The organism is Mesorhizobium sp. ArgA1 (genome assembly GCF_053714375.1).
Genome location: NZ_JBSKBQ010000020.1, coordinates 71,084 through 81,724 on the forward strand (window position 1 = coordinate 71,084; position 10,641 = coordinate 81,724).

10 protein-coding genes and 1 pseudogene are annotated in these 10,641 nt (G+C 59.9%); 10 read left to right on the top strand and 1 reads right to left on the bottom strand.

Annotation, left to right across the window (positions count from 1 at the left end; all coding sequences use genetic code 11):
- Positions 1–57 precede the first annotated feature (57 nt).
- From ACWGTI_RS28015 to ACWGTI_RS28030, 4 genes are all read left to right on the top strand, one after another.
- Complete coding sequence (locus tag ACWGTI_RS28015; protein WP_454578013.1) at positions 58–276, top strand: hypothetical protein; 219 nt, start codon at positions 58–60, stop codon at positions 274–276.
- Between the two features lie 371 nt (positions 277–647).
- Positions 648–902: an exopolysaccharide production repressor protein gene (locus ACWGTI_RS28020; protein WP_454578012.1), complete on the top strand. Its 255-nt coding sequence runs from the start codon at positions 648–650 to the stop codon at positions 900–902.
- Between the two features lie 349 nt (positions 903–1,251).
- The gene (gene nodI, locus ACWGTI_RS28025) at positions 1,252–2,166 is read left to right on the top strand and encodes a nodulation factor ABC transporter ATP-binding protein NodI (RefSeq protein ID WP_454578011.1); all 915 of its coding nucleotides are present in this window, start codon (positions 1,252–1,254) and stop codon (positions 2,164–2,166) included.
- A gap of 2 nt (positions 2,167–2,168) precedes the next feature.
- The gene (locus ACWGTI_RS28030) at positions 2,169–2,951 is read left to right on the top strand and encodes an ABC transporter permease (protein ID WP_454578010.1); all 783 of its coding nucleotides are present in this window, start codon (positions 2,169–2,171) and stop codon (positions 2,949–2,951) included.
- A 583-nt stretch (positions 2,952–3,534) separates the two neighbouring features.
- Here the strand turns inward: ACWGTI_RS28030 and ACWGTI_RS28035 are convergent.
- A pseudogene (locus ACWGTI_RS28035) lies at positions 3,535–3,825 on the bottom strand (transposase); the annotation flags it as partial.
- Positions 3,826–4,243: 418 nt separating this feature from the next.
- Between ACWGTI_RS28035 and ACWGTI_RS28040 the strand changes: the two are divergent.
- From ACWGTI_RS28040 to ACWGTI_RS28065, 6 genes are all read left to right on the top strand, one after another.
- Positions 4,244–4,723 carry a class I SAM-dependent DNA methyltransferase gene (locus ACWGTI_RS28040; RefSeq protein ID WP_454590069.1) on the top strand — a complete coding sequence of 160 codons (480 nt, stop codon included), beginning with the start codon at positions 4,244–4,246 and terminating at the stop codon, positions 4,721–4,723.
- Positions 4,724–5,091: 368 nt separating this feature from the next.
- Complete coding sequence (locus ACWGTI_RS28045) at positions 5,092–5,658, top strand: 2-oxoglutarate and iron-dependent oxygenase domain-containing protein (RefSeq protein ID WP_454590070.1); 567 nt, start codon at positions 5,092–5,094, stop codon at positions 5,656–5,658.
- Positions 5,655–6,152, top strand: a complete 498-nt coding sequence (locus ACWGTI_RS28050; RefSeq protein ID WP_454590071.1) for a 2OG-Fe(II) oxygenase family protein — start codon at positions 5,655–5,657, stop codon at positions 6,150–6,152. Before ACWGTI_RS28045 ends, ACWGTI_RS28050 begins: the two co-directional genes overlap by 4 nt.
- A gap of 336 nt (positions 6,153–6,488) precedes the next feature.
- Positions 6,489–7,685 carry a methionine adenosyltransferase gene (gene metK, locus ACWGTI_RS28055; RefSeq protein WP_454578005.1) on the top strand — a complete coding sequence of 399 codons (1,197 nt, stop codon included), beginning with the start codon at positions 6,489–6,491 and terminating at the stop codon, positions 7,683–7,685.
- Positions 7,686–7,780: 95 nt separating this feature from the next.
- Entirely contained in the window at positions 7,781–8,773 is a 993-nt protein-coding gene (locus tag ACWGTI_RS28060) for an adenosine kinase (RefSeq protein WP_454590072.1), read from the top strand.
- A gap of 659 nt (positions 8,774–9,432) precedes the next feature.
- Positions 9,433–10,140: a response regulator transcription factor gene (locus ACWGTI_RS28065; protein WP_454578003.1), complete on the top strand. Its 708-nt coding sequence runs from the start codon at positions 9,433–9,435 to the stop codon at positions 10,138–10,140.
- The last annotated feature ends 501 nt before the right edge of the window (positions 10,141–10,641 follow it).

A 10,641-nucleotide genomic window follows, 5' to 3' on the forward strand; every position in this document is an offset into this window, starting at 1 on the left:
CTGATCTTGGAGAAAAGTCTGGCAGAGGATGATGGTTGCCGCTGGACGCATTTAGAATTGGCCACCGACGATTCATGGCGGCTCGACGGCAAGCCGTTCGAGCGCGGGAATCACCCGCAAGCGCTCGACACGTCGTTTTCCCAGGGTCGGTCAGCAACGCGCTCCACAATCGGATGCACGACCGGTGCGTTTGACGAAAACTTTCGCACCACTGCCACAGGCTCGCGGTCATCGCTGTCGTGCCGCGAGCACAAGCTCGAAGGCGCGAACCGATGAACGAGCCGCAACACATCTGCCTGAGGGTCGGAGAGGTTAAAAATGTTCTCGAGCCAGGAGCCGTTCGATCCGATTGTCACTGCGGAAGTTCTATACGGCCGCCGCGGTCGAGGCCGATATGCTCCGCTACGGGAAAGCTGAGGAGCGAGCTTGCGTCGGGCGGGCATCTGGTTTTCGGATCGCGCGACGCCTCTCGTCCTTCTGAGGCACGCCGCTAGCGCCGATACCGCAAGGATCACGTCACACAAGACCAGGTCGCTCGTCACCAGTGCCGAGGCGAACCATCAACAGACTGCTTGGTCGCTCGCATCCCAAGTCGGCTTTGGGTGGGTAGAATTCGGAATACGAAAACGGGAGACTAGGAGAGCCGAATGGACGCATCACATTTCTTGATACACGTGATCGGCGTATCGGCGGCTATCGCCGCGGCGACCTATTGCTTGACCGGTTCGCTCGTTCAGACGGTTCTCTGCGCCGTGCTCACTCAGGTCGGGTACTTCTTAGCGATGCTTTGTCTGGTGTGGAGCAAGGAACAGGGCTCCACGAGCTGTTCACGACCGCACACCCAGGAGCCGAAGCGGCGTCTGAGTGAAAGCAGTGACGACCTCTCTGTGAAGGCTGAATAGTCTGCAGACGATAAAATGGAGCCACAATAGCCATGCATGGCATGAAGACGCGTGACGGGGCGATTGCCCAAGTGGAGGGCCTCTTCCGTGACTTTGAACAGGAGAAGCAAGGCGACGGTCAGTCTTCTATGACTGTCGAGTATGTTGGCACAAGCGGGACCGCCGTCGCGTCGCGCGGTCTGGATGCGAGGCCCGGCGATAAGCGCGTGACCGACGGCTGGGACGGCGCGGCCAATTCGTTGGCCTCAGTCGTCAGCGGGGTGCCTTCCCTCGCTCCCCGCGAGTCATCCCAATTTCTTGCAAGAGATCTGGCGCTAGTTGACGGCGTTCTGCGGGGGGAGAGAAGCGCATGCCCAAGCTAGCCATCGACCTTGACGGCGTGTCCAAGTCATATGGCAACAAGTTGGTGGTGGACGGGCTCTCGTTCACTGTTGCCCCGGGAGAATGCTTCGGCCTGCTTGGCCCTAACGGCGCGGGCAAAAGCACGATCACGCGGATGGTCCTCGGCATGACACCGCCCGATTCAGGCAAGATCACAGTGTTCGGCATGCCCATGCCAGCACGCGCTCGCCTGGCACGCGGGCGCATCGGGGTGGTCCCTCAATTCGATAACCTTGACCTCGAGTTCACTGTACGTGAGAACCTATTGGTGTTCGGGCGCTACTTCGGCATGAGCACGCGCGCGGTGAAGGCGGTCATACCGTCGCTGCTGGAGTTCGCCCGCCTGGAGAGCAAGGCCGATGCCCGTGTCAGCGCACTGTCCGGTGGGATGAAGCGGCGCCTGACGCTCGCACGTGCGCTGATCAACGACCCACAGTTGCTTGTCATGGACGAGCCGACCACAGGCCTTGATCCGCATGCGCGCCACCTGATCTGGGAGAGGCTGCGCAAGCTCCTGGCGCTGGGCAAGACGATCATTTTGACCACCCACTTCATGGAGGAGGCCGAGCGACTGTGCAACCGACTGTGCGTCCTAGAGGCAGGGCGCATTATCGCCGAGGGGCGCCCACACGCGCTGATCGAAGAGCAGATCGGGTGCCAGGTGCTTGAGATATACGGTGGTGACCCGAATGAGCTGAGTGCGATGATCAAGCCCTACGTAGAGCGCATCGAGGTGAGCGGTGAGACGCTCTTTTGCTATGCGCCCGATCCGGAGCAGGTGCGCAGTCAACTGCACGGGCGCGCGGATCTGCGTCTTCTGCAGCGGCCGCCTAATCTGGAGGACGTTTTTTTGCGGCTGACCGGACGCGAGATGGAGAAATGATGATGGGCGACCGTTATGCGGCCGCTCTACCAGCGAATGCGTGGAATTGGATCGCTGTATGGCGCCGCAACTACTTGGCATGGAAGAAAGTGGCCCTGGCGTCGCTGATCGGCAACCTGGCCGACCCCATGATCTCGCTGTTTGGGCTGGGCTTTGGCCTCGGAATGATGGTGGGGCGCATTGAGGGCACGTCCTACATCGCATTTCTCACAGCGGGCATGGTCGCCGCCAGCGCGATGACCTCCTCCACTTTCGAAACGATCTATGCAACTTTCGGCCGAATGCAGCGGACCTGGGAAGGAATCCTGTACACACAGCTCACACTCGGCGACATCGTGCTGGGTGAATTGGCGTGGGCAGCCACGAAGGCCTTTATGGCCGGCACCGGAATCATGATTGTAGCCACCATGCTGGGTTATGTGACATGGCCCTCCGCGCTCTATGCGCTGCCTGTCATTGCTCTCACTGGCCTTGCCTTCGCGAGTCTGGCGATGGTCGTGACGTCGCTCGCCCCCAGTTACGACTACGTCATTTTTTACCAAACGCTCGTCATCACACCCATGCTTTTCCTATCCGGGGCTGTATTCCCGGTGAGCCGAATGCCTGGAGTTTTTCAGCAGGTGGGCGGCTTTCTGCCGCTTGCACATTCGATCGAGCTTATTCGCCCGGCGATGCTTGGTCGCCCGGCCGTCAGCGTTGGCTTTCATATCGGCGCACTGTGCATTTACACAGTGCTGCCGGTCTTCCTTTCGGCGGCACTGTTGCGTCGACGCCTGATGCCTTGACGAGCTGACGATCGATAAGAGAGAAGGAACCAACTACTTTCAAGCTGCTGAGGCTGGCAAGATTGCTTGCTTTAGATTGTCGAGCTTACATCTTGCGCAGCTTTCACTCACTTCCTATCTCGCCCTCACCAAAAATCACAACCCACCCCGTCCAATGGGCATTAACAAGCTGAAGTTGGCCGGCTTCGGCTGCCATTCCTAGGCGGGTGCATACCGTAACCTAGTAAGAGACCGTTTTGAAAATCGGCAGGCTGGGGGTTCCGTCTAAGGCTGGGTTATGATTCATGTGTGGACGTATATGGACCCCGCCCGATTGCAACAGGTCGGCTGGATCAGGATCGTTGGTCACAACTGCTGACGTATATCCGGCTTCCTGATGCGGCTGGACAACGTCTTCGCCGCGAGCCCCGATGGATTTTCGCGCGCTTCCACCTCATCGGCCCCTAGACATTGGCCGAAGCCAAGCCGGTCCACACATCAGGTTCGGGAAGCGACGGAATGACCGTTTCACCATCTCCTACCATTTTGCTGCAATTGCCGGGGTGAGACCTCCTTCTGTTATTCCTTCGTTTGCCGCTTCGCCTCAAGCTGCTTTCACCGACGGTGCGGGCTCGTAGAATGTGCTGCCCGAGAGCATGGCCCACACGATCCTCGCATTCTTGTTGGCGAGCGCGACAGCCGCGACATTGGGATGCCGCCTTTGCCGCAGCTTACGGAGCCAGAGGCTTCGGGGATCCTGCTTGCCGCCTGCTTTACCGAGCGCAGCGCGAGCGCCATGGATCATCAATGTGCGCAGATAGCGATCGCCGCGTTTGCTGATACCGAATAGGCGGGCTCTCCCTCCACTGGATCGTTGTTTCGGCACCAGGCCGAGCCCCCTTGTGGAAGACGCGCGCCAGCCTTTGTGACGCTCGTGTGAGGTTGCGTATTGGGTCTCAAAACGCCCCACACCCAGCGCTTGGTTGTCCGGTTTGCAACACAGGCTTGCCTACCTAACTTGCGGTTCGCCTCGGCCAAACAGTAGAAAATTAGGGAAAATCCTTCTTTGCAACCCCCTTTGGCCAACTGGCACGAGCTTTGCTTCTCCCATCGCGAGAGTTGCAGGAGCCGGCTCATGCCCCACCAAATTCCACCTGCCGCTATACGGAGGAATACCATGCAAACCCTGGATCAACGCACCGCGCTCGAGCAAGCCGCACGAAGGCGCATCAAGGACTTCCATGCTCTCGATGGAGACGCCGGCCGCTTGGCGGAGTTCTATCGCGGATGGGCCAGTGCCTGCGAGCTGGAGGTTGGCCGCGACGAATACTGCGGAACCCGTGATCGTGGCGGAATTGGCGGGTGCCGTGCAGACGGCCTATTTGGCCAAGGAGCAACCAGCCGTCCCAATCCTGGACGCTGGGAGCGGAACAGGCCTCGTCGGCGTGCAACTGGACCGCCTCGGCTTCCGGACGACCGACGGGTTGGATCTCTCCGAGGAGATGGCCGAAAAGGCCCGGCAAACCCAAGTCTACCGCCATATCCGAGCCGGTGTCGATCTTAACGGGGCGCTCTCTGGTTACCCTAGCGCGAGCTATTATATTACGGTCTGCTGCGGCGTCTTCACGCTCGGGCATGTCCGACCGGATGCGCTCCGGGAGCTGGCTCGCGTCGCGCGCACGAACGGATTTGTTATCATAAGCACCCGCAAGAGCTATGCGGACGCTGCATGCTTTGAAGACGAGGTGCGGCGTCTGCAGGATGAGGGGTCCTTGTGCCGGCGCAGTGCTTAAGAGACGGCAGGTACATCGCGGAGGAGGGCGCGCACTACTGGGTCTTCCGGGTACCCGTGAAGGGCAGCGCACCAGCGAAACAGGGGCTATGATAACGCTTGCAAAAATCGCGCTGGCTACATGGCAGCCGACGCCACGCGTCTTTGCACCGGGGTGAATTGCACGCGCCATGCTGCAGAACGTTCGATGAACACGATCCCGACGAGATGCTGTTCCTGGCTGGGAGCTAAACCCAGGGTGGTTTCCGTCGATCTCTGGAACGGCGCCAGCTTCACCCGCGGGCGCTCATGGTCGGGGCATAGAATTCAACTCGGCCGCGAGAGCGCATTGGCCGAGCCTAGCTGACGCGACTCAACAGGGGTGACGTAATGACGAAACCGAATCTAGACCAACTTGACGATATTCTAGACCAACTTGACGATAGGCTTCGCGCCCAGCGGCAGTCCTTCGACAAAGTCCCAATTGTCGACATGGCTCCGCTGGTTGACGGAAGCGACGCGCGAAGCGTGGCGGGGAAGATCCGCTGGGCGCTGACCAATGTTGGCTTCATGTATGTCAAGAACCACGGTGTGTCTGAGGAGCTGGTGGGGGAGACCTCTGCCCAGGCTCGGGCGTTCTTTGATCTGCGCCTTGACGAAAAGATGAAACTGCACATCAGCAATTCCGGCGTCGCGCTACACGGCTATATCGAAGTGTTGGGCGAAAACACGGATTCTTCAAAGACCAAGGATCTCAAAGAGTGCTTCGACATCGGTCCTGAGCGGTCGATCATCGAGGGCCCCTTCTGCGGGCCCAACCAGTGGCCGGCCGCCCTGCCCGGTTTCCGGCAGAGCGTGGTCGCCTATCACGAGGCGATGAAAGAGCTTTCAATGAAGATTCTGAGCGGAATCGCGCTCAGCCTTGATCTCCCTTCAAGTTCTTCGAATCTCGAATGAAGAACCCAATCACGATCCAGCGGTTGCTGCATTATCCGCCGCAAACTGGAGTCGTGGACGAGAAGATCATCGGTATTGGCGCTCACACCGACTACGGCACCCTCACGATTCTCGCGCAGGACAGTGTCGGCGGGCTTCAGGTTATGAACCGAGATGACGCTTGGGTCGAGGGCACGCCCATTCCTGGGACCTTTGTCATCAATATCGGCGATCTGGTGCAGAAGCTGACCAACGACCTCTACCTAGCCAACCTGCATGGGGTGGTGAACACCTCCGGACGGGAACGCTATTCGATTCCATTCTTCGTTGATGCCGACTACGACGCTGTTTCGCGCCCCTGGAGAGCTGTGTCTCTGAAGCGAGGCCGGCGCGTCACCCACCGATCACCTGCGGCACGTATAAATTTGAACGCTTCGTCAAGACCTTCCCGCATTTGGAGCGACGAAAAAACGCACTCAGCCCGCCGTGAGCCCCAAGGGCCACAGATGATCTGAATAGATCGACCAAGTAGAGCGCGAAACGATCATGAACAACTTCGCAGCCGGCGGCATCGCACAGTCCAGAGCCTGCCAGGGTCTTCATTGGTGAGGTTAGATGGCCGCATTTACGAACTGATTCTAAGACAGGAGCGGACGACGCGCAAATGAGCGCATCCCGGAATTTTGCCTCCTCGGTCATCATGAAAGCGACTGGCTCGATCTTGACCCACAAATACGCCGAATGGGACCCGCTGCGCGTTCCGGTGCATTCGCGGTTCCCGGCATCACCGACCGTTAAGGTCGCCCAACTCAAATTCCAGACAACTCAAATATCTGAAGCGAGGCTACTCCATGGCTAGACAATTCGTGTTCTCCTCCGAATCCGTCGGCGCCGGACACCCGGACAAGATGGCCGACAACATATCGGATGCCATTCTCGACGCGATTCTCCATAAGGATCCCAAGGCGCGCGTCGCCTGTGAGGCCTTGGTGAAAAACTGTGAGACTTTGGTGAAGACTGGGATGGTCGTGCTGGCTGGCGAGATCACCAGTGACGCCCAGATCGACTACAGCCAAGTTGCACGCGATACCATTCTTGACATTGGATATGACGACGACGCCATCGGGTTTGATGGTCGCCGTTGCGCTGTCGTTCTGGCTATCAACGAGCAGTCGTCGGACATCAGCCAGGGCGTCGATCAAGGACGAGGGATTGATCTCGATCAGGGCGCGGGGGATCAGGGCCTCATGTTCGGATACGCTTGCAGCGAGACCGATACACTAATGCCCTTGCCGATCCAACTCGCTCACCACTTGACAAAAAGGCAGGCAGAGGTCCGCGAGGCAGGACACCTGAGCTGGCTGCGCCCTGACGTAAAATCGCAAGTCTCTGTACGCTATGAAGGTTTGCGCCCTGTGGCGCTCGATACCATCGTCCTGTCGACCCAACATGATGAGGAGGTCTCACAGGAAGCCCTGCGGGAAGGCGTCATTGAGGAGATCATCAAGCCGGTCTTGCCCACCGACCTGGACACGACAGGGATCAGAATCCTGGTCAACCCGACGGGACGGTTCGTGGTCGGTGGACCGCGTGGCGACTGCGGACTCACCGGACGAAAGATCATCGTCGACTCCTACGGTGGGATGGGACGCCACGGCGGTGGCGCCTTTTCGGGCAAGGACCCCTCCAAGGTTGACCGTTCTGCTGCCTATGCGGCCCGGTACGTCGCCAAGAATGTCGTTGCTGCCGGACTTGCCGAAGTTTGCGAGGTGCAGATTGCCTACGCAATCGGCGTGGCCAATCCGATTTCGGTTTTCGTCAACACGTTTGGGACGGCCACGATCGAGGAAGAAAGGATCGAGCGCCTCATTCTTGAGGTGTTCGATCTCAGACCCAAAGGCATTATCAAGATGCTTGATTTGTTGCGCCCCATCTACCGCAAGACCGCGACCTACGGGCACTTCGGCCGTGAAGAGCCTGAGTTCACCTGGGAGAGGACGGACAGAGCCGACCTCTTGCGGCGCGAGGTAGGTCTCGCTGGTGCGTGAGGCCACCGACTCGATCTGCAGGCGGCAGACCATCACAAAGAGGGCACCCGGGTGGCGTGGCAAGAAGCCGGCTCGGGTTTTTGGCGGAGACATTGATGCCGGATTATGACGTGCTTTGTATCGGCAATGCCATTGTCGACATCATCGCCCAATGCGAAGAGGACTTCCTCGAGACCAACGGCATCATCAAGGGCGCGATGAACCTCATCGACACCCAGCGCGCCGAATTGCTCTACAGCCGCATGGGCCCGGCGATCGAGGCCTCCGGCGGCAGCGCCGGCAACACGGCGGCCGGCGTCGCCTCCTTCGGCGGACGCGCCGCCTTCTTCGGCAAGGTCTCCAACGATGCGCTGGGCGAAATCTACACGCACGACATCCACGCGCAGGGCGTCGCCTTCGATACCAAGCCGCTCCAGGGCGAGCCGCCGACCGCACGCTCGATGATCTTCGTCACCCCCGACGGCGAGCGCTCGATGAACACCTATCTCGGCGCCTGCGTCGAACTCGGGCCGGAAGATGTCGAGGCCGACAAGGCATCGGGTGCTGCGGTCACCTATTTCGAGGGCTATCTGTGGGACCCGCCGCGCGCCAAGGAGGCGATCCGGCAGACGGCCAGGCTCGCGCACGCTGCCGGCCGCGAAGTGTCCATGACCTTGTCGGATTCGTTCTGCGTCGATCGCTACCGTGATGAGTTCCTCGACCTGATGCGCTCGGGCACGGTCGATATCGTCTTTGCCAACAGCCACGAGATCAAGTCGCTTTACCAGACTTCGTCGTTCGACGAGGCGCTGGCGCAGATCCGCAAGGATTGCAAGATCGCCGCGGTGACCCGCTCCGAAAAGGGCTCGGTCATCGTGCGCGGCGACGAGACCGTGGTCATAAAGGCAACCGCCATCAAGGAGCTGGTCGACACGACGGGTGCCGGCGACCTCTACGCCGCCGGTTTCCTGCATGGCTATACGCAGGGACGCGACCTCCAGACCTGCGGCGATCTTGGCTCACTGGCAGCCGGACTGGTGATCCAGCAGATCGGCCCAAGGCCACGGCAGAACCTGCGCAAAGAAGCCGAACAGGCGGGGTTGTTGTAGGCACATCTTGAAGATTTGGCCCCTGTCGGCTCTATCGCCAGCGCGAGGGACCGAAAGCACGCCAGGCGGGCGACGGCATGTTGCCTTTTGTCCAGTCCGCGACACTGTGGGTTCGGCCTCACCTTCTGCTGCATTCTCATTAAACCCCTGAAATAAAAGTCGCAAAATCTTTTCAGCGGCTCCCTTCGCGTTGGCACGCATTTTGATTTTTCTGGTCTTGAGAAAGGGAACTGCCTGGAGGCATTGATGACGGGGAGCGACATTGCGATCCAGGGGACGAGGCTAGCAAGCAACCTTGTCAGGTCAGCATCAGATAGTGCGTGTATAAAGGAGGCGTCGAGTTTACCGGCGGATTTCTGCGCCGAACTGTTAGCTGCGATTAGGGTGGACTCCTTCACGCAGCAGCTCGGATCTACCGGCCGGGTTTGCCTGGCGGGCCCAATCCAACAGCTGATCCCCGGTCTCCATCGCGGGTGGCCGACAAGGAACCCCGCAAATGAGGTGTTTGGGTGCATCTTCGTTTCCAGGGGCAACACCAAATTCCAATCGGCCTCGGGCCATGAGGGGAGTGTCTGGTGGCAGCGGTAGAAAGGACAGCTCGCGCACCGAACCGGCGCTCGAGAGCGAGTTGGCTCGCGACTGGCGCGGAATGCTGATTTATGAAGGGCCTGCAGATGAATCCACTCATCCTGATCTGTTCTGAGGATGCCGAATTCTACCTGTTGTTCAGTCATGTCCTGGAGGTGGACGGCTTCGCAACTGAGCTGGCCGGTGGCGTCGAGGACGCGATCCGGCACGCGACAGAGCGTGAGCCGCAGGCTGTCGTCCTGGATTGCCAACCGGCGAGCGCTGCCGGCCCCAGGCTCTGCGCCCGGCTGAAAGGTGATCTGGATACCGAGGCCCTGCCCGTCATCGCCCTGATCGCATCCGGCGCCGAGCACCAACAGCTCGATCTGCTTAAGGCCGGCATTGATGAAAGTTTCCTACGGCCCTTCGCTCCGGCTAAATTGCTCGCCTATTTAAACGGGAAGTTGCGCACGCCGCTGCTCCCCAACGGCGGGGGCGAAGGAGGGTCGCTGATGTGCGGCGAGCTTAAGATGCAGCTCGGCAGCCGTCGGGTACATTGCAATGGCCAGCAACTCCATCTTGGCCCACTCGAGTTCAACCTGCTACGTCACCTGATAGAAAATCCTGGCAAGGTTTGCAGCCGCGACGAACTTGTTGGCGCCGCCTGGCCCGCCAACATCCATGTCGGTGCGCGCACCGTTGACGTCCATGTCAGCCGGCTGAGAAAGGCACTCTCGCCCCACAACGTCATCCGAACCATACGCTCGGCCGGCTATGCGCTCGAAGAGCAGGAAATCTGATTCGACGATGGTGGCGCCGTGTGCGATGCGCTCGGGGAAGCAAAGCTGCTCGCGCAGCGCGCCCTCAATAGCGCTGTAGCGAGCGAGCGGCTTTGCGGTGATCATCGGCGCGCTTCCGGGTCTGATTGCGACCCCCCTCATATGAGGCGTGTCGTGTCAATGGTAGCGGCGGCGGCCTAATCACTTTCGGACGCTGTCGGGATCGGCCTCGCGGCGAACTGCGGAACAAGTCCACATCACCTCATATCCGGTCGGCTCGCGTGGAGCCTGCACCCATATCCCGCATGCACGGGCAAGTTTGGCGAGGCCGGGAGGATGGGACCCATCTTTTGACGGCATTGAAAGCCCTGGGGGGCAGCGGTCCACACCCATCCCGTTTCGCCGCAAGTGACGTTGGCCGTCCCTCGCGTCGAACTCTTGTCAGGCCTTGGTCATGGCGCCGTCCGGCAGCAGGCCCTGCGTCAGGTACCGCCACAAGGCGACTACCAGTTTGCGCGCCAA

What these genes read in the sequence shown, in the direction of transcription:
- ACWGTI_RS28065 (WP_454578003.1), top strand. Translation starts at nt 9,433, where the DNA reads ATGAAGGGCCTGCAGATGAATCCACTCATCCTGATCTGTTCTGAGGAT.
- nodI (WP_454578011.1), top strand. Translation starts at nt 1,252, where the DNA reads ATGCCCAAGCTAGCCATCGACCTTGACGGCGTGTCCAAGTCATATGGC.
- metK (WP_454578005.1), top strand. Translation starts at nt 6,489, where the DNA reads ATGGCTAGACAATTCGTGTTCTCCTCCGAATCCGTCGGCGCCGGACAC.
- ACWGTI_RS28020 (WP_454578012.1), top strand. Translation starts at nt 648, where the DNA reads ATGGACGCATCACATTTCTTGATACACGTGATCGGCGTATCGGCGGCT.
- ACWGTI_RS28030 (WP_454578010.1), top strand. Translation starts at nt 2,169, where the DNA reads ATGGGCGACCGTTATGCGGCCGCTCTACCAGCGAATGCGTGGAATTGG.
- ACWGTI_RS28045 (WP_454590070.1), top strand. Translation starts at nt 5,092, where the DNA reads ATGACGAAACCGAATCTAGACCAACTTGACGATATTCTAGACCAACTT.
- ACWGTI_RS28050 (WP_454590071.1), top strand. Translation starts at nt 5,655, where the DNA reads ATGAAGAACCCAATCACGATCCAGCGGTTGCTGCATTATCCGCCGCAA.
- ACWGTI_RS28060 (WP_454590072.1), top strand. Translation starts at nt 7,781, where the DNA reads ATGCCGGATTATGACGTGCTTTGTATCGGCAATGCCATTGTCGACATC.